17 protein-coding genes and 1 other annotated feature are annotated in these 18,815 nt (G+C 52.2%); of the genes, 15 read left to right on the top strand and 2 right to left on the bottom strand.

The window, feature by feature from the left end; all coding sequences use genetic code 11:
- Nucleotides 1-10 precede the first annotated feature (10 nt).
- Nucleotides 11-613 carry an HAD family hydrolase gene (locus EQM14_RS08065; RefSeq protein ID WP_128742465.1) on the top strand — a complete coding sequence of 201 codons (603 nt, stop codon included), beginning with the start codon at nucleotides 11-13 and terminating at the stop codon, nucleotides 611-613.
- A gap of 54 nt (nucleotides 614-667) precedes the next feature.
- Here the strand turns inward: EQM14_RS08065 and murC are convergent, their stop codons facing one another.
- On the bottom strand, nucleotides 668-2,053 hold the full coding sequence (gene murC, locus EQM14_RS08060) for a UDP-N-acetylmuramate--L-alanine ligase (protein WP_128742464.1): 1,386 nt from the start codon (nucleotides 2,051-2,053) through the stop codon (nucleotides 668-670).
- Nucleotides 2,054-2,240: 187 nt separating this feature from the next.
- Between murC and EQM14_RS08055 the strand changes: the two genes are divergently transcribed.
- The 4 genes from EQM14_RS08055 to EQM14_RS08040 are packed head-to-tail and all read left to right on the top strand — an operon-like array spanning nucleotide 2,241 to nucleotide 5,568.
- Nucleotides 2,241-3,098, top strand: coding sequence for a dipicolinate synthase subunit DpsA (locus EQM14_RS08055; protein ID WP_128742463.1), 858 nt, complete (start codon nucleotides 2,241-2,243; stop codon nucleotides 3,096-3,098).
- 7 nt (nucleotides 3,099-3,105) lie between these two features.
- Nucleotides 3,106-3,687 carry a dipicolinate synthase subunit B gene (locus EQM14_RS08050; protein ID WP_128742462.1) on the top strand — a complete coding sequence of 194 codons (582 nt, stop codon included), beginning with the start codon at nucleotides 3,106-3,108 and terminating at the stop codon, nucleotides 3,685-3,687.
- 47 nt (nucleotides 3,688-3,734) lie between these two features.
- Entirely contained in the window at nucleotides 3,735-4,250 is a 516-nt protein-coding gene (locus EQM14_RS08045) for a hypothetical protein (RefSeq protein ID WP_128742461.1), read from the top strand.
- Between the two features lie 46 nt (nucleotides 4,251-4,296).
- Nucleotides 4,297-5,568 (top strand): O-acetylhomoserine aminocarboxypropyltransferase/cysteine synthase family protein, encoded by a 1,272-nt coding sequence (locus tag EQM14_RS08040; protein ID WP_128742460.1) that lies wholly within the window; start codon nucleotides 4,297-4,299, stop codon nucleotides 5,566-5,568.
- A gap of 57 nt (nucleotides 5,569-5,625) precedes the next feature.
- Here the strand turns inward: EQM14_RS08040 and EQM14_RS08035 are convergent, their stop codons facing one another.
- Complete coding sequence (locus EQM14_RS08035) at nucleotides 5,626-6,531, bottom strand: DMT family transporter (protein WP_128742459.1); 906 nt, start codon at nucleotides 6,529-6,531, stop codon at nucleotides 5,626-5,628.
- Between the two features lie 195 nt (nucleotides 6,532-6,726).
- Between EQM14_RS08035 and yfmF the strand changes: the two genes are divergently transcribed.
- The 10 genes from yfmF to tyrS all read left to right on the top strand — a co-directional run bounded on the left by yfmF (nucleotide 6,727) and on the right by tyrS (nucleotide 18,556).
- Complete coding sequence (yfmF, locus tag EQM14_RS08030; RefSeq protein ID WP_243112467.1) at nucleotides 6,727-8,007, top strand: EF-P 5-aminopentanol modification-associated protein YfmF; 1,281 nt, start codon at nucleotides 6,727-6,729, stop codon at nucleotides 8,005-8,007.
- Nucleotides 8,007-9,290: an EF-P 5-aminopentanol modification-associated protein YfmH gene (gene yfmH / locus EQM14_RS08025; protein WP_128742457.1), complete on the top strand. Its 1,284-nt coding sequence runs from the start codon at nucleotides 8,007-8,009 to the stop codon at nucleotides 9,288-9,290. The genes yfmF and yfmH overlap by 1 nt, the downstream gene beginning before the upstream one ends.
- Nucleotides 9,291-9,380: 90 nt before the next feature.
- Nucleotides 9,381-10,463, top strand: a complete 1,083-nt coding sequence (lgt, locus tag EQM14_RS08020; RefSeq protein ID WP_128742456.1) for a prolipoprotein diacylglyceryl transferase — start codon at nucleotides 9,381-9,383, stop codon at nucleotides 10,461-10,463.
- Nucleotides 10,447-11,319, top strand: coding sequence for a bifunctional methylenetetrahydrofolate dehydrogenase/methenyltetrahydrofolate cyclohydrolase FolD (folD, locus tag EQM14_RS08015; RefSeq protein ID WP_128742455.1), 873 nt, complete (start codon nucleotides 10,447-10,449; stop codon nucleotides 11,317-11,319). The genes lgt and folD overlap by 17 nt, the downstream gene beginning before the upstream one ends.
- A 4-nt stretch (nucleotides 11,320-11,323) precedes the next feature.
- The gene (gene dxs / locus EQM14_RS08010; protein WP_128742454.1) at nucleotides 11,324-13,180 is read left to right on the top strand and encodes a 1-deoxy-D-xylulose-5-phosphate synthase; all 1,857 of its coding nucleotides are present in this window, start codon (nucleotides 11,324-11,326) and stop codon (nucleotides 13,178-13,180) included.
- Complete coding sequence (locus EQM14_RS08005) at nucleotides 13,177-13,995, top strand: TlyA family RNA methyltransferase (protein ID WP_128742453.1); 819 nt, start codon at nucleotides 13,177-13,179, stop codon at nucleotides 13,993-13,995. Before dxs ends, EQM14_RS08005 begins: the two co-directional genes overlap by 4 nt.
- Entirely contained in the window at nucleotides 13,992-14,855 is an 864-nt protein-coding gene (locus EQM14_RS08000) for an NAD(+)/NADH kinase (RefSeq protein WP_128742452.1), read from the top strand. Before EQM14_RS08005 ends, EQM14_RS08000 begins: the two co-directional genes overlap by 4 nt.
- Nucleotides 14,852-15,301 (top strand): arginine repressor, encoded by a 450-nt coding sequence (locus tag EQM14_RS07995; RefSeq protein ID WP_128742451.1) that lies wholly within the window; start codon nucleotides 14,852-14,854, stop codon nucleotides 15,299-15,301. Before EQM14_RS08000 ends, EQM14_RS07995 begins: the two co-directional genes overlap by 4 nt.
- A 5-nt stretch (nucleotides 15,302-15,306) precedes the next feature.
- Entirely contained in the window at nucleotides 15,307-16,989 is a 1,683-nt protein-coding gene (recN, locus tag EQM14_RS07990; RefSeq protein ID WP_128742450.1) for a DNA repair protein RecN, read from the top strand.
- Nucleotides 16,990-17,019: 30 nt separating this feature from the next.
- Nucleotides 17,020-17,259 (top strand) — a binding site (T-box leader).
- Nucleotides 17,260-17,317: 58 nt separating this feature from the next.
- A complete protein-coding gene (gene tyrS, locus EQM14_RS07985; protein WP_128742449.1) occupies nucleotides 17,318-18,556 on the top strand; it encodes a tyrosine--tRNA ligase in 1,239 nt (412 codons plus the stop codon).
- Nucleotides 18,557-18,815: the final 259 nt, after the last annotated feature.

Below are 18,815 nucleotides of genomic sequence, written 5' to 3'. Positions count from 1 at the left end.
GGGGAGTCCGGTGGTCCGAAACGTCGTATTCGACATGGGCAATGTCCTGTCCGATTACAATCCGAGGAAATACGCTGAATCTCTGCTGGAGGACCCGGAGGCCGCCGACGCCGTGGTGAAGGAGCTGTTCGGCGGGCCGGAATGGCTGCTGCTGGACGCCGGGACCATAGAGGAAAGCTATGCCGTGTCTGAAGTCCAGAAACGCATTCCGCAGTTTGCGGAAGCCGTCGCGACCGCCATGGACCATTGGCGCTGCGTTCTGGACCCGGTTCCGGGAATGCCGGAACTGGTGGACCGGATCCGGCAAAACGGATACCGCCTGTATCTGCTTTCGAATGTAAGCCTGCGCTTCCTCCGGTTTTACGGGGAGGTGGCGATGTTCCGGCATTTCGACGGCTTCCTGATTTCCGCGGAGGAAAAGCTCGTAAAGCCGGACCCGGCCATCTACCGGCGGCTGTGTGAGAAATTTGAACTTCTTCCTTCGGAATGCCTGTTCATCGACGACATGCAGGAAAATATCGACGAGGCGGTGCGGCAGGGCTTTCAGGGACATCGTTTCGCGGGGGCGGAGGAGCTGGAGCGGTTTCTGACCGGGGAAAGAATTCTGACATAAAAAAGGGGAGCCGGAACCGGCTCCTGAAAATTTTTGCGGCGGAAAATTCCGCCGTTATTTTTTGCCCATTTTCTGATATTTCTCGACGATTAAATTCGCGCATTTATAGATATCGCCGCCGCCGAGGGTCAAGATCAGGTCGCCGTCCCTTGCGTTCTCGATCATATAGCCGGCGATCTCATCGAACGTCTTAAACCAGACGCAGCCGGGGATTTTTGCGGCAAGGTCCTTCGCGTAGATGTTATACGTGTTCGTCTCCCGGACGGCAAGAATTTCGGAGAGGACGACCCGGTCGGCAATCCGCAGCACTTTTGCGAAATCGTCCAGCAAAAGAAAGGTTCTGGAATAGGTATGCGGCTGAAAAACCGCCCATACCCGGGAAAAGCCCATCTGCTTTGCCGCGGTCAGTGTGGCTGCTATTTCGGTCGGATGGTGTGCAAAATCATCCGCAACCGTCACGCCGCCGAATTCGCCCAGGCGTTCAAACCGGCGGTGAACACCGGTAAATCGATGGAGGTTTTCCGCGATGTCCTGAGCGTCGACGCCCAGATCGTCCGCCGCTGCAAAGGCGGCCAAAGCGTTGTAGATATTGTGCTTTCCCGGAACGCTCAGATCGACTTCAGCCAGTTTCCTGCCGCGATAGAAGACGCTGAACTGTTCACGCGCCCGCAGGGAATCGCGGATTTCGTCCGCATAGTAATCATTTTCTTTCCCAAAGCCATACGTGACAATCTTCGGTCCGCTGACTCCCTCGACCGCCTTTCTGGCGTTTTCATTGTCCCCGTTTACGATAATCAACCGGGATGTCTGTTCGGCAAACTGATGGAAGGAACGGATGGTGTTTTCCACCGTGCCGAAATAGTCGAGGTGGTCGTTGTCGATGTTCAGAATAATGGAAACCGCAGGGTGGAGCTGCAGAAACGTATCCACATATTCGCAGGCTTCACAGACAATGGTATCGGAACGTCCCACGCGGCCGTTGCCGCCGATCAGCGGCAGCTTTCCGCCGATAATTGCGGAGGGGTCTTTCCCCGCTCCCAGCAGGACCTGGGTGATCATGGCGGTCGTCGTCGTTTTGCCGTGGGTGCCGGAAACCGCCACCGCGTTTTTGTAGCGCTGCGTCACCATGCCGAGCATGACGGAGCGCTCCACCGTAGGGATGTTTCTTTCGCGTGCCGCCACCAGTTCCGGATTATCCTGTTTCACGGCGGCGGTATAAACCACCAGCTCCGCTTCGCCGATATTTTCGGCCCTTTGCCCCATAAAAACAGGAATGCCGTAAGAACGGACCCGCTCGAGAGTATCCGATTCGCTGATGTCGGAACCGGTCAGCTCATATCCTTTATGAAACAGAATTTCCGCGATCGGGCACATCCCCGAACCGCCTATTCCAATAAAATGTATTTTTTTAATTTTTGACAGGATGTCGTCAAATTCCATCAGTTATGCTCCTTACCGTCGTTTTTGCGAAGAGATTGCCTCAATAAATATATTGCCAAACATATTTATAATAATCATCTTTTGGAAGATATGCAACAGAAAATATATTTTTATGCTTCTCCGCTGAAATCACACAGCGGAGAAGCTCTCCATATTATGAGGGAAAAACAATAACGGAGGTTTTCATATGGCGGTCGGCTGGAGTTTTGGGATTCTGGGCGGTGACGGACGGCAGATCGCGATGGCGGAGTCCATCGCTTCGGATGGATATCCGGTCGCTGTTTTTGGATTTGACGACGTCGATTTTACCGGAAAGATCAAAAAGGCTGATTTGGAAGAAACCATAAATAGCTATGAAAACGTCGTTCTTCCTCTGCCGGTTACAAAGGACGGGGTCCACTTGAAAATGGACTACAGCGGGGAACAGGTTGTTCTGGACGACGGGTTTGCAAAGCTGCTGCTTGAAAAACGGGTGTTCGGGGGAAAAATGGAACAGCTTTTTCAGACGAGCAGGCTGTGGGAAGCGATTCGTACCCACGATTTCAGCCTGTGGGAGGAATTTGCCGTAAGGAACGCGGTCCCGACGGCGGAAGGAGCGATCCGGATCGCGATCGGGGAATATGCCGGCACGCTGAACGGCAGCCGGTGCCTTGTGGCGGGCTTCGGACGGATCGGAAAGGTGCTTGCCTGGATGCTGAGAGGAATCGGCGCCAATGTGACCGTCAGCGCGAGAAAGGCGCAGGATCTTGCCTGGATCCGGTCCTACGGATATTCCGCCGTGCTGACGGAAAAAGCCGGGGAAATAGAGTGCGACATGATCTTCAACACGGTGCCCGCACCGGTTTTCAGCCGTCCCGTGCTGGCAAAGATGCAGAACCGCCCTCTGATCATAGACCTTGCCTCCCTGCCCGGAGGCGTTGACCGGCAGGCGGCGGAGGAACTGGGAATCCCGGTCGTTCAGGCACTGAATCTTCCCGGTAAGGTGGCGCCGAAGGCGGCGGGAGAAATCATCAAAGAAACCATCTATCACATTTTGAAGGAGTGACGGCGCTGTGAACGAGCTCACATTCGGATTCGCCATGTGTGGATCCTATTGCACATTTGATACCGTGCTGGACGAGATGAGAAAAATTGCTGCCAAAGGGTATCGGCTTCTGCCGATCATGTCGGAAAACGCATCTTCCACCGACACGCGTTTCGGGAGGGCGAAGGATTTCGTCTGGCAGGTCAGCGATATCTGCGGCAGAGACGTTATTACCAGCATTGTGGGTTCAGAACCGATCGGCCCGAAAAAGCTCGCGGACCTGATGATCGTCGCGCCGTGCACCGGCAATACCCTCGCGAAACTGGCGAACGGCATCACGGACACTTCGGTTACGATGGCTGTAAAGTCGTGCCTGAGAATCGGCATTCCGATTGTTCTGGCCCCCGCCACCAATGACGCGCTGGCGGTTTCCGCGCAGAACCTCGGAAGACTGATGAATGCGAAACATATTTATTTCGTGCCCATGCAGCAGGATAATCCGGAAGAAAAGCCAAATTCTGTGGTCGCGGATTTCAGTTTGATTCTGCCCGCCGCCCTGGCGGCACTGAAAGGAGAACAGCTTCAGCCGGTTTGGGAAAGGGGAAAGTAGAATCACCGCTTGAAATTTAATTTAAAAATTGTTATGATGGAAAAGAAATGGAAGTGAAACCGATGCGCTACTGCCCAAGATGCCAGATCCTTGTCAAAACAGGGGCTGCATGTCCGTCTTGCGGAAACAGAAAGCTCCGCGAGGTTGAGGCAAACGACCCTGTTTTGCTCTATACGGCGGATGAAACGAAATGCGGCATGATCCGCGCTGCGTTTGATGAGGGCGGCATTCCGCATGAAGAGCGGATGTGTGGGCCCGGTGCGCCGCCTTCCATTTTGTATGGGAAGATGCCGAACTCGCTTTATCACATTTTTGTGCCATACGGAGAAGTGGAACGCTGTGAGGAAATTCTTAAGGGAATCGGAGCATTGGACGAGAGTGGATCCGCACAGAAGGTCGCTTTTGAAAATCAGGCGGAAGAGGAACCTGATTTAACGGCCATGAGCCGTTGGAAGCGCACCTTTGTGCGCATTGTGTCCGCTGCTGCTTTTTTAATCCTCGTTTGGGCCGTAGTGACGATGGCGGATCGTTTGATCGATTTTTTAAAGTCGGCATTCCACTGATAAAACCAACCATTTAAATGAATCGAAACAAAGGAGTTTGGAAAGAATGGGACATCATATTGACACCGACTGCATCCATGCGGGATACGAACCGAAGAACGGAGAATCGAGAGTCCTCCCGATCGTTCAAAGCACGACTTTCAAGTATGACAGCGCGGAAACTCTCGGTGCGATTTTCGACCTGAAAGAGGACGGCTTTTTTTATACCAGAATCAGCAATCCTACCGTTGATGCCGTGGAAAAGAAAATCGCCGTGCTGGAAGGCGGCGTCGGTGCGCTGATGACCTCTGCGGGCCAGGCCGCCTCCCTGATCTCCGTTCTGAACGTCTGTCATGCGGGCGACCATTTTGTTGCATGCAGCGCGATTTACGGCGGGACCTTCAATCTCTTCAATAAGACGATGCGTGAAATGGGAATCGAATGCACTTTCGTCTCCGCGGAATGTACGGAAGAAGAACTGAATGCGGCGTTCCGGGAAAATACGCGCTGTGTGTTCGCAGAGACGCTGTCCAATCCCTCTCTTGTCGTAACGGATCTGGAGCTTTTCGCAAAAGTTGCTCACGCGCACGGCGTTCCGCTCATTGTGGACAACACGTTCCCGACTCCCGTCAACTGCCACCCGTTTCAGTTCGGGGCTGATATTGTCGTGCATTCCACCACGAAGTATATGGACGGCCATGCGTTGCAGGTCGGCGGCGTGATTGTCGACAGCGGAAACTTCAATTGGGAAAACGGGAAATTCCCGATGCTGACCGAGCCTGACGAATCCTACCACGGCACGGTCTATACGAAGGATTTTGGGAAAAGCGCTTACATTGTGAAAGCGCGCGTCCACCTGATGCGCGACCTTGGGGCGCAGTCCGCTCCCATGAATGCATTCCTGCTGAATGTGGGGCTCGAAACGCTCGCGCTGCGAATGGAGCGTCATTGTTCCAATGCTTTGGCGGTCGCGAAATTTCTGGAGAGCAGCAATCAAATAGAATGGGTCAATTACCCCGAACTGGAAAGCAGCAAATACCACGCTCTTGCGATGAAATATATGCCCCACGGAACCTGCGGTGTCATCTCCTTCGGGGTGAAAGGCGGCAGGGAGGCGGCGGCGAAGTTTATGGAAAATCTGAAACTTGCTTCCATCGTCATTCACGTTGCGGATCTGCGCACCTGCGTGCTGCATCCCGCAAGCACAACTCACCGTCAGCTGAATGACGAGCAGCTGAAAGCCGCCGGGATCAGCCCGAGTATGATCCGCATGTCCGTCGGCATCGAAAATATAGAAGATATCCTCGACGATATCCGCGGCTCACTGGAAAAAATGTGACCCGCGCAGACGATTGATAAAAATTGCCCCCCGGCAGCCAACCGGGAGGCAATTTTATCAGCTGCTCTGGCCTGTTTTCAGTTTCCCTCTTGCGGCGAACAGCAGATCTCCGCGTTCTGAAAGCAGGATGGCAAGAAAAATCATCAGAAAACCGCCGAAAGAACGCAGGGTCAGAGATTCATGCAGAAAAATAATCCCGCAGATGGTGCCGAACACCGATTCCAGGGACATGATCAAGGAAGCTTTGGACGGCGGTGTGTATTTTTGACAGATCGTCTGAAGCACCGTCGTCAGCATGGTCCCGACTACTCCGAGATAAAGAAGGGAAAAGACCGACTGCGTCGGCAGAGCGGTTGGAAAATTCTCTGTGAAAAGCGCGAACGGCAGTGCTAAAATTGTGGTCGCGACCGCCTGTGTGATGCAAAGCAGTATAGGGTCGCTTTTTTCGGTTAGAATACTGATGGTTACAATCTGCATGGCGAAAAACAGTCCGCAGACGAGAGAAAGCAGGTCTCCCAGATTGATGGAGAAGCCGCTTTGGACGGAAAGAAGGCCGACTCCCGCCATGCATAAAAAGGCGGAAATAAGATGGAAAAGGCGCGGTTTCTGTTTCTTGACAGCCCAGTATAAAAACGGTACAATGACACAATAAACCGCGGTAAGAAATGCATTTTTTCCCGCGGTTGTGTATTTTACGCCAATCGTCTGAAATTCGTATGCGACGAAGTTCTGAAGACCGATCAGCAATCCCCATTTGACGTGTGATATCCGGATCTCTTTTAAACGCCGAAAAAAGAAAAGGCAGAGAAAAACAGCCGCAGTGCCGAACCGAAAAACAATAATCGCCGCAGGCCCAATGGTGTCCGTTGCATTTTTCACAACGACAAAACTGCTTCCCCAGATCATGGTGACCAAAACAATTCCCAATTCGGCAGCGACCGACCGATTCCGCAGGATTTTCAAGACAACACCTCTATCCCAGTCTGATAAAAAAACATTATAGCACCGTTTTCCGCAATCGACAAGACAGAACAGAGCCGTTCGTTTTCTATCCTGTAAATTTTAATGGAATCCTATCGAATCATTCTTTTCTATGTTGTTGAATTGTGGTATAATTATTTTTGTTTCACCGAATCTGTTTTGGAGATGAAATCTAACATGACAGGAATTGAACAGCGGGCTGTTTGCAGCGGCGTGAATTTCAGCAGCATTCGTGACGATCGTTTTAAAACAATCCGCATGTCCGTTCATTTTTTATGGCCTCTTGCAAAAGAAACCGTTTTCGCGCATTCGATTTTACCATTTCTACTAAGCCGCGCGAGCAGAAAATATCCCGATTATACAAAATTGAATGAACACCTTGCGGAACTGTACGGCGCCGTGTTGGACGCAAATGTGCAAAAGCTCGGAGACGTCCAGGTCCTGTCCATATCCGCATCCGGCATCGCCGACCGGTATTCCTTAAAGGGAGAACGTGTTTCCGCGGAGCTTGCAAAGCTGCTTTGCAGTATCGTTTTCGATCCTCCGTTTGAAAACGGCCTTTTTTCTGTTCAGGGTTTTAACCAGGAAAAAAGACAGCTGATCGAAATGCTGGATTCTGAATTCAACGATAAACGCATGTACGCCAAACTGAAATGCGAAGAGCTGATGTGTTCAAAGGAGCCCTACGGGATCGGCCGCTGCGGGACTCGTCAGCAGCTTCAGGGTCTGAAGCTTGAGGAACTCACTCCGGCGTGGGAAAATCTGATCCACCGTTCCAGAGCGGAAATCATGGTGCTTGGAGATTGTGACCCGGAACCCGTTTATCGGGATTTTTACGCGGCGTTTCAGAATCTTGCCCGGACAGACCCCGTCGAGTGCCCGAACAAAGTTGTTCCGTCCGCACAGAAGGTGGCTGAATCCGCTGAAAAGATGGATGTGGTGCAGTCCAAGCTGGTGATGGGTTTCCGCACCGCCTGCGCGGAACCGTCGGCCGAAGTTCCTGCCATGAAGCTGCTCAACGCTCTTTTTGGCGGAACCCCGAGTTCCAAACTGTTTCTGAATGTCAGGGAAAAGCTGAGCCTCTGCTATTACTGCAGTTCGACGTTCAATCCGATGAAGGGCATCATGCTGGTCCAAAGCGGCGTGGAAACAAAAAATATTGACCGCGCGAAGCAGGAGATCCTTCATCAGCTGAAAGAAGTTCAAGACGGCAATTTCGACGAAGAGGAACTGTCCGCCGCCAAACTGAGCCTCTGCAACAGTTACCGGACCCTCTCCGATTCTCTCGACGGACTGGAAGCGTGGTATCTTTCCCAGACGTTCCGTCCGGAAGTCAAAAAGCCGGAGGAGGAAGCGGGACTGGTCGGCAGTGTGACGAGGGAACAGGTCGTGGAGGCGGCGAGGAAAATCACTTTGGATACGGTTTATCGCCTGGAAGGAAGCGGGGTGGAAGCCTGATGGATTGGCTGAAAAAAGTAACAAGCGAACGCACGGGAGACTATTATTTTACAGGGAAACACTCCTCCGGGCTGATGGTAACGGTCTATCCGAAGGAAAAGAATAATTCGACTTATGCGATCTTCGGAACGAAATACGGATCGATCGACAACTGCTTTAAAACAAAGGATGAAAGCGAACCTCATCGGGTTCCGGCGGGCATCGCCCATTATCTGGAACATAAGCTGTTTGAAAGCGAGGACGGCGACGCCTTTGAGCGCTTTGCGAAAACCGGCGCGTCGGCAAACGCTTATACGTCGTTTGATATGACGTGCTATTTGTTTTCGTGCACGGAAAGCGTTTACGAATCCCTTGAAATCCTGCTTGATTTTGTCCAGTCGCCTTATTTTACGGAGCAGACCGTGCAGAAGGAGCAGGGGATCATCGGTCAGGAAATCAAAATGTATGACGACGACCCCCAGTGGAGGGTCCTTTTCAACCTTCTGGAAGCGCTTTACCAGAAGCATCCGGTCAGGCTGGATATCGCCGGCACGGTGAAAAGCATTGCGCAGATCACGCCGGAACTGCTGTATCAGTGCTATCATACGTTTTATAACCTGAATAATATGGCTCTGTGCATTGCGGGGAATGTTCAGCCGGACCGGGTTGCGGAGCTCTGCGATAAAATGCTCAAGCCTTCTAAACCCGTCCAGATCGACCGCATTTTTGAAGAGGAACCGAACCATATTATAAAAGCCCGGGTGGAACAGAAGCTTTCCGTCGCGGTGCCGCTTTTTGAGCTAGGCTTTAAAGAGCTCAACGTCGGACAAAGGCCCTCGACGAAACAGGTTGCGGAAACCGAGATTTTACTGGAAGCGCTGTCATCCAGTGCGACGCCTCTGTTTCGCCGTCTGCTGGATGCGGATTTGATTAACGAAGCCTCTTTCGGCAATGAATATTTTGAAGGGCCCGGCTATGCCTCCGTCATTTTCTCAGGAGAATCCAAGGACCCTGAGCGGGTTGCGCGGGAAATCAAACAGGAAATAGAAAACGTGCGGAAAAACGGTTTTGACCGGCAGATGCTCGAACGTGCCAAAAAGTCGGTTTACGGGAAAAACATTGCTTCGCTCAATCATGTCGGCAGCATTGCGAATTCCCTTGTTTCGCTCGCTTTTTCCGGACGTGAGTTATTTGAATACATTGACGCGGTAGCGGAAGCGGATATGGATTCCATCTTGGCCAGGCTGGAGGATCAACTGCGGCCGGAGCTCTCTTCTTTGTCCGTCGTATTGCCAAACCAGTAAGGAAACGGATACCGGCGGAGCTTTCCACGCTGAGGCCCGGCGGAACTGAGAGCTTAAAAGCTGTATTGCGTGGAGAAATGGTGGTGCGAGATGTATCATGTTCAATTCCCGGGGCTGGGGATCAATATTACCCTGAATCCCATTGCCTTCAAGATCGGGAGCCACCCGATCGCCTGGTATGGGATTATCATTGCAGCCGGATTCCTGTTGGCATTTCTATATGCGATGGCAAGCTGCAAAAAATTGAGGGTCGATCCTGATCGTTTTGTCGACGTCGTCATGGTCGGAATCATTTTCGGCGTCATCGGGGCGCGGCTTTATTACGTCCTCTTTGACGCAAGCGACCAATACCTCAAAAACCCGGTCAGCATTCTATATATCTGGAACGGCGGCCTTGGCATCTACGGCGGCATTATCGGCGGGCTGCTGTCCGGTTCGCTGATGGCCAGATTTCGGAAACTCAGCGTTCCGGCGGTCCTGGATCTCGCATCCCTTGGATTTTTGATCGGACAATCCATCGGCCGGTGGGGCAACTTTGTCAATCAGGAGGCTTTTGGCACGGGAACCAGCCTTCCCTGGAGGATGGTCAGTGAAAACACCGACCTCGTCTCCGCGGGAGGGGTACATCCCTGCTTTCTTTACGAGTCTCTCTGGTGCCTGTTCGGCTTTCTCCTGCTACATATCGTCAGCAGAAAATACAGAAGATACGATGGACAGGTTTTCCTTCTTTATATTCTCTGGTACGGCGTGGGGCGTTTCTTTATCGAGGGACTCCGGACCGACAGCCTCATCACCCCGGTCGTTCCTCTCAGGGTATCCCAGGTTGTTGCGGTTGTCGCGGTGATCGCTTCTGTCGCGCTTCTGATCGTTTTCCGGAACAGAACGGTTCTGACCGGCTGCGGATCGCGCAAAATCATGGAACTCAATTCCATTGTCGATGAAGTCAAACCGGAAGAAATCGACGAAAGCTATACCGACGACGGGACCAGCACAATTTTTGCTTCCGCCGACGAGGCCAAAACCATTATTGAAGGAGAAACGGAGGGCATTGATGAAACTCACAACGGCGAAGCGAATGAAAAACCGGCGGCAGAAAATCGTGAGGAACCGGATTCTTCCATCGAAGTGAAGCCGGAAGGGAAGGAGGAAACAGGCAATGACAAAGCTGATTGACGGAAAAGCGATTTCCGCGGAAATCAAAGCCGAAGTTGCGCTTGAGGTCCAGGAGTTGAAACAGAAGGGAATTGTCCCCGGTCTTGCCGTGGTTTTGGTCGGCAGCGATCCCGCTTCCCAGACCTATGTGAATCTAAAAGAGAAAGCCTGTGCGGCGGTGGGCATTTACTCTGAAAAATATGCTTTGTCGGAAAGCACCCACCAGGATGAGCTTTTTGAATTGGTGAACCGGCTGAACCATAAAAAAGAAATTCATGGAATTCTTGTTCAGCTTCCGCTGCCTGACGGACTGGATGAAGAATCTGTCATCGAGGCAATCGACCCCTGGAAGGATGTGGATGCGTTTCATCCTTCCAATGTTGGACGGATCATGGTGGGCAATTACCGTTTTCTTCCCTGCACTCCGGCGGGGATCATGGAGCTGCTGCACCGGGAGAAGATACCGGTCGGGGGAAAAAATTGCGTTGTCGTGGGACGCAGCAACATCGTCGGCAAGCCGATGGCTATGCTGCTGATGCATGAGAATGGCACCGTCACCATCTGTCACAGCAAGACAAAAGACCTTGGTGAAGTCTGCCGAAGGGCGGATATTTTGGTTGCGGCCGTCGGAAAGCCGAAATTCATCACGGCCGACATGGTCAAGCCGGGCGCCTGCGTGATCGACGTGGGCATGGACCGCGACGAAAACGGCAAACTGTGCGGAGACGTTGATTTTGAGCCCGTCAGCAAGCTGGCGTCTTACCTTACTCCGGTTCCGGGAGGAGTTGGCCCCATGACGATCGCCATGCTTCTGAGAAACACTCTGACCGCGGCGAAAATCCAAAACGCGATTCCGGACCAGAAGAAAGTCCGCTGATTCTATGGGCAGCCTGTTAAAATCAATTTCCTCCCCGACAGATCTGCAGCGGCTTGCGCCCGGCCAGCTGAAGCAGTTGTGCGACGAGATTCGGGAACAAATCATCCAAACGGTTTCCACGAACGGAGGGCACCTGGCTTCGAACCTTGGGGTTGTCGAACTGACCGTCGCCCTGCATCGGGTTTTTCATTCTCCGGAGGATAAAATCGTCTGGGATGTGGGGCATCAGTCGTATACGCACAAAATGTTGACGGGCAGATTTGACCGCATTGGGACCATTCGGACGCACGGGGGGATCTCGGGCTTTCCAAACCGCATGGAAAGTCCTCACGATCCGTTTACATCCGGGCACAGCAGTACTTCCATCTCGGCTGCCCTTGGAATTTTCAAAGCCAAGGAACTGAAGGGTGAACCGGGTCATGTGGTCGCCGTCATTGGAGACGGCGCCCTGACCGGCGGTCTTGCTTATGAAGGGATGAATAATGCGGGCCGCCTTCATAAGAATTTTATCGTCGTTTTAAATGACAACAAGATGTCTATTTCCCGCAACGTTGGCTCCATGGCCCGCTATCTGGCGCGCATCCGCACCAAGCCCTCTTACTTTAAAATCAAGGGAAATATTGAGAATATCCTGGATCATATTCCCGGAGTCGGCAAGCCGTTCCGGCACGCGCTGACCAAATCGAAATCTGTTCTCAAGCAGCTTTTATATAACAGCACGATCTTTGAGGACATGGGCTTTTACTACTACGGCCCGTTTGACGGTCATGACACGGAAAAACTGATCGAAGTATTCAATAACGTAAAAAGCATACAGCACCCAGTCCTCATTCATGTTCTGACACGCAAAGGAAAGGGCTATGCATTTGCCGAGGAAAATCCCAAAGCTTTTCACGGGATCTCCTCTTTTGATGTGAAAACGGGAAAACCGGTCAAATCGGCCGGAAGTTTTTCTTCGGTATTCGGAAATAAATTGTGTTCTCTCGCGTCGGAGGACGAAAGGATCTGTGCCATTACCGCCGCCATGCAGGAAGGCACCGGGCTGAAGGATTTTTCCGAAAAGTTTCCGGAACGCTTTTTTGATACCGGAATCGCCGAGGAACATGCCGTCACTTTCGCCGGAGGGCTTGCCTGCGGCGGGATGCTTCCCGTCTTTGCGGTGTATTCCTCTTTTTTGCAACGGGGATATGACCAGGTGATCCACGACGTCGCACTGCAAAGAGTTAAAATTGTTCTGGCGGTCGACCGGGCGGGAATCGTCGGCGAAGACGGCGAGACGCATCAGGGGATTTTCGACACCGCTTTTCTTAAAACGGTTCCCGGCATCACGATCTATTCCCCTTCTTATTACGATGAGCTTCAGAACTGTCTCCATCAGGCACTCTATGACTGTGACGGGCTGGCGGCGGTGCGCTATCCAAGGGGAGAACAGCTTTTCCGCCCGTTTGACTTTCACGGCAGCCGCGAGGCTTTTGACCTTTACGGAGAAGAGTCTGCCGATATCGTTCTTGTCACCTATGGAAGACTGTTTTCCAATGCATGTCAGGCATTGACTTACCTCAGGGAAAAGGGGCTGAACATCCGAATTCTGAAGTTAAACCGCATTTTCCCGATTGATCCCGAAGCAATCCGCTGTGTATTAAATGCCAGGACCATTTTCTTCTTTGAAGAAGGCATTGCACAGGGCGGCATCGGGGAATGTTTCGCCTATCTTCTCAGCCAAGCTTCTTTTGCCGGCAAATTTTACCTCCGTGCGATCAACGGTTTCGTCATGCACGAAACGATGGCCCAGGCTTTGGCACAGCTTGGACTCAGCGCCGGGGGTATTGCCGAATTGATTGCATCGGAGTGCTCGAATTGATTCAGAAAAAAAGACTGGACTGCCTGATTTTTGACCGGGGACTCATGGAGAGCAGGGAAAAAGCCAAAGCGGTCATTATGGCGGGCCAGGTTTATGTTGAGGGACAAAAGCAGGATAAACCCGGTACCTTGCTTCCAGTGGAAGTTCAGATTGAGGTGAGGGGAGACCGGCTTCCCTATGTAAGCCGCGGGGGGCTCAAGCTGGAAAAAGCGCTTGCCGCGTTTCCTATTGACCTGAGGGGAAAAGTTACGATGGATATCGGGGCTTCCACCGGCGGATTTACGGACTGTATGCTTCAGAACGGAGCGAAAAAAGTTTATTCCATCGATGTCGGTTACGGTCAGCTTGCCTGGAAACTGCGAATTGATCCCCGTGTCGTCAGCTTGGAGAGGACGAATGTTCGCTACTTGACGAACGAGCAGGTGCCGGAGCCGATCGGATTTTTCAGTGTGGATGTCTCCTTTATTTCTCTGCGCCTGGTGCTGCCTGTAGCGCGTCGCTTTTTATCCGGGAACGGACAGGCCGTCTGCCTGATCAAGCCCCAGTTTGAGGCGGGGCGTGAAAACGTTGGAAAGAAAGGCGTCGTCCGAGACAAGAGAATTCATACTCAGGTGATTAACAATATCATAGGTTTTGTTCTGGAGAATGGTTTTTCTGTCCTTGGGTTGACATATTCCCCGGTCAAGGGGCCGGAGGGGAATATAGAATACCTTTTATATCTTCAGAAATCTGACTGCCCCGTGTCTGTCGCGCCGGATATTGACGCGTTGGTGAAAGAGTCCCATTTGCGGCTGAATGGCGGTGAAACGGATTGAAGGCTGCGGTGATTCCAAATCTGAGCCGAAACCATGCGGTGTATTACACGCGCAGACTGATTCAGAAGCTGCGAAAGCTTGAAATTAAGGTCTTGATGAAGGCCGAGTTCCGGCCGTCGTTTCCGGGCGAGGAAATTTTGCTTTTTTCCAACACAGCGGAAATGATCCAGGCCTGTGATATTATTATTGCCGTAGGCGGGGACGGAACGATTATCCACTGTGCCCGTAGCGCCGCGACTGCTCAAAAGCCGATTCTAGGCATCAATACCGGAAGGCTGGGCTATATTGCAGGACTGGAAACCAACGAGATGGACCGCCTGGAAAAGCTGACAAGCGGAGATTATACGATTGAAGACCGGATGATGCTGGAAGTCCGGGTCGATCAGGAGGAAAAATCCAAAATATTTACCGCTTTCAACGACGCCGTCATCGCGAGAGGAACGCTTTCGCGGATTCTCGATTTCAAAGTCCGGCTGGATGACACCAAAGTGTGCGATTACCGAGCCGACGGGCTGATTTTTTCCACGCCGACCGGTTCCACCGCGTACTCGCTTTCCGCAGGCGGTCCGATCATTGATCCTCAGATGAACTGTATTCTTCTTTCTCCCATCTGCCCTCATTCTCTGCTCAGCAGGCCGGTGGTTTTCGGGCCGGACGCAAAGCTGAGCGTTCGGGCACATTCTGATTATGAAAGCGAAATTATTCTTACGATCGACGGTGAAATCTTTTTAAAAATTCCGGACGGAACCCGAATCGAATTTTCCAGATCTTCCGGCACCGTTAAAATATTAAAGCTGAAGAATAATAATTTTTATGAGATTGTAACCGATAAACTTGGAGAGAGGAGAATCGGACCATGAAGGAACGACGGCACGCCAAAATACTGGAGCTGATTGGGAAATATTCCATTGATACACAGGAGGAACTGCTCCGCCGTCTGCGTGAAGAGGGGTATGAAGTGACTCAGGCGACCGTTTCCCGTGACATCAAGGAGCTTCGTCTGATCAAGACCCTGACCGCGAGCGGCAAATACAAATATACGGTGGGGCAGGACGAGACAAAGGATTACACCACAAAATTCTATTCTCTGTTTTCCGATTCCGCCCTTTCCGTCGACTACGCGCAGAATATGGTCGCGGTCAAGTGCCTGACCGGAATGGCAAATGCGGTGTGCGCCGCGATGGATGCTCTTCAATGGGAAAATATTGTGGGAACGCTGTCAGGCGACGACACGATTTTTATCTTGACCAGGGATGATAGTTCCGCGGAAAGGTTGTCTTCAGAACTGAAAAAATTTGTCAGGTGATTGCCATGCTGTCACAGCTTTATATCGAAAACATCGCCGTGATTGAAAAAGCACAGATCGATTTTGGCACCGGGTTCAACATCTTGACCGGTGAAACCGGCGCCGGCAAATCCATCATCATCGATTCCATCAATGCGGTTTTGGGGGAAAGAACGTCGCGGGAGCTGATTCGCACGGGCGCAAGCCGCGCTCTGGTTTCCGCGGTTTTTCAGCTTGAGAACGGCCGCGCCGCCGACAGGATTCGGGAGCTTGGCTATTCCGTGGAAGACGACGGGACCGTGATTGTCCAGCGGGAAATTTCCCCGGATGGCAAAACCTCCTGCAGGATCAATGCACGGCCTTCCACCGTTTCCGTACTGAAGGAAGTCGGGAGTCTGCTGATCAACATACACGGACAGCATGAGAGCTACGGTCTGCTGTCTCCGGAGCTGCATGTCGGCTATCTGGACAGCATGGGTTTGCCCGCTGACCTCTCTCTGCGCTATCGGGAGGCCTATCACTCCATGCTGGCCGCAAAAGCGGGGCTGGATTCCTGTCAAACAGACCAGGCCCAGAAGGCACGGCAGATCGACCTGCTGAACTATCAGATCGACGAGCTGGAATCTGCGGATCTTCATCCGGGCGAACAGGAAGAGCTGGATCGCCGGAAGAATCTGTACCGCAATTCCGAGCGGGTCGCGCAGGCGATTTCTCGGGCAAAAGCGGCGCTTGGCGGAGACGAGGAAACATTGGGGGCTGTTTCGGCCGTCTCAGAGGCTGCCGCCGCGCTGAACGATGCGGAACGGTTCCTCCCGGAGCTGCACGGCCTGGCGGAGCGCCTTCAATCCATCTCCTACGATCTGGACGACTGTGGAGAGGAAATGAGAGGCTTTTCCTCTCAACTGGAATATGATCCGTCGGAACTGGACGAAATTGAGACAAGACTGGACGCGATTTACCGTTTGGGCCTGAAATACGGCGGCTCGGTCGAGAAAATGCTTGAATACCTTGAAAAATGCCGGATGGAACTGGAGACAATCCGGCTTTCGGATGAAAACGCGGCGAAATTCAGGGCAAGCTATCAAAAGTTTCATTCGCAGGCAAGATCCCTCGCCGAGGAGATTTCTTGCTGGCGTGCCGGTGCGGCAAAGGTCTTTTCGGAAAAAGTAAAGGCGGAGCTTCAGTTCCTCAACATGCCGGACGTGACTTTTGAAATCCGGCAGGATTCTATTCCGATGGATGAAACCGGCTGCGACAGGATTGAATTCTATATTTCCACCAATGCGGGGGAACCGGCCAAGCCGATTGCGAAAGTGGCATCCGGCGGCGAGCTTTCGCGCATCATGCTGGCAATCAAGACGGTCCTTGCGGGCAGGGACGATATCGGGACCCTGATCTTCGACGAGGTGGACACGGGCGTCAGCGGCGGCGCGGCGCAGAAAGTCGGACTAAAATTGCGGGAAGTTTCCCAAAACCGCCAGGTCATCTGCGTGACGCATTTGGCGCAGATCGCCGCGCTGGCCGACACGCATTTTCTGATCCGCAAACAGGTCCGGGAAAACCGCACGTTCACACGGGTGGACCGTCTGGACCGGGAGGGAAGGCGGAAGGAGCTCGCCCGGATCATGGGCGGAGAGAATGTCACGCCGCTGATGCTTCAAAATGCGGAGGAAATGCTTCGGATGGCGGAAAGACGGCCGGAAGCTTGACAAGAGAACGGAATGCATCTATAATATTTTTCAACAGCTGAGAAGGGAAGAAGTACTCCGGAACAAACGCTCAGAGAGCCTGCGGTCGGTGCGAGTAGGCGCGGTTGCCGGATGAAATACATCCTGGAGCCGCCGGATTGAATTCGTCCAGTAGGTCCGGCCGTAAGGAACGCACGTTACAGCGTGTGGGTATGGTTTTGTACCCGTAAGGCCGCTTCCGTGAGGAAGCCGGTAAACTGAGGTGGTACCGCGGAATTTTCCGCCCTCTGCAAAAACTACTTTGCGGGGGGCTTTTTTATTGTTCCCTGACAAAATGGAGGATGATAGAATGGGTGTTTTTGAGACTTTGGAAGAGCGGGGCCTGATTGCGCAGACAACGGACCGGGAACGGGTCCGCCACCTGCTTAACGAGGAAAAGGCGACGTTTTATGTCGGATTCGACCCAACTGCGGACAGCCTGCATGTGGGGCATTATATTCCGATCATGGTGATGGCTCATCTGCAGCGGGCCGGCCATACGCCGATCGCGTTGTTCGGAGGCGGCACCGGCATGGTCGGCGACCCGACGGGGAAGACCGATATGAGGAAAATGCTGACGGAGGAGGAAATCGCGCACAATATCTCCTGCTTTCAGAAGCAGATGTCCAGGCTGATCGATTTTTCAGATGATAAGGCAATTATGGCCAACAACGCGGACTGGCTCTCCAATCTGAATTATATCAGCTTTCTCCGAGACATCGGCGTTTGCTTTTCCGTGAACCGCATGCTGGACGCCGAATGCTACAAGCAGAGGCTGGAGCGCGGCCTTTCTTTCTTTGAGATGAATTATATGATCATGCAGAGCTATGATTTTCTGGAGCTGTACCGGCGTTATGGCTGCAGATTGCAGCTTGGCGGAGACGACCAGTGGAGCAACATTATCGGCGGCGTGGAGCTGATCCGCAGGAAAGAAAATCAGGAAGCTTTCGGGATTACGGTTACCCTGCTGACCAACAGCGAGGGCAAAAAAATGGGCAAAACGGAAAAGGGAGCCGTGTGGCTCGACCCGAGAAAAACATCGCCGTTTGAGTTCTATCAGTACTGGCGAAACGTCGGGGATGCCGATGTTTTAAAATGCCTGAAAATTCTGACCTTCGTCCCGATGGATCAAATCAACGCGTTCTCCTCTCTGAGCGGCGAGCAGCTGAACCCCGCGAAAGAGCTTCTGGCCTTTGAAGTGACAAAGCAGATTCACGGAGAGGATGAGGCGGTGAAAGCCAGAGATGCGGCGCGGGCGCTTTTTGGGAGCGGCACGGATACGGAAAACATGCCGACCACGGAGCTGTCGCCCTCCGATTTTGCAGACGGAGCCATTGGGATCCTTGATCTTCTGGTCAAGGCAAATCTCGCGCCGTCGCGCGGTGAAGCCAAAAGGCTGGTCGTTCAGGGAGGCATCTCCGCCGACGGAAATAAGGTCTCCGATCCGGCTGCCATCTTTACGGAACAGGACTTTGACAGAAATGGGAAAGCCTGCCTGATTATTAAAAAGGGCAAAAAAGTATATCATAAAATTACGATTTTTCACTGACAATGGTAGGAAGGAACCCTGTTCTTCAACAGGGTTCCTTTTTAGCTATAAAGAATAATTTCTTCGCTGTTTTTGCATTTTTGCTTATGAAAGGCTGCAAAAACATGGAAAGAGGCCGAAATTCAGTCGAATTTTGTGCATTAGAATGAAATCGTTCTTTCAATTCAAAAATGATTGACACGGCTTTTGAAAAAGCATAATATAAATATATTATATTAGGACACACCTGACGAAAACCAAATACCATATGATGTGTTTG

Origin of the sequence: Caproiciproducens sp. NJN-50, assembly GCF_004103755.1 — a bacterium.
GTDB lineage: Bacteria > Bacillota > Clostridia > Oscillospirales > Acutalibacteraceae > Caproicibacter.
Note: the sequence above shows the minus strand (reverse complement) of the source record. Positions and strands in the feature narration are given on the sequence as shown.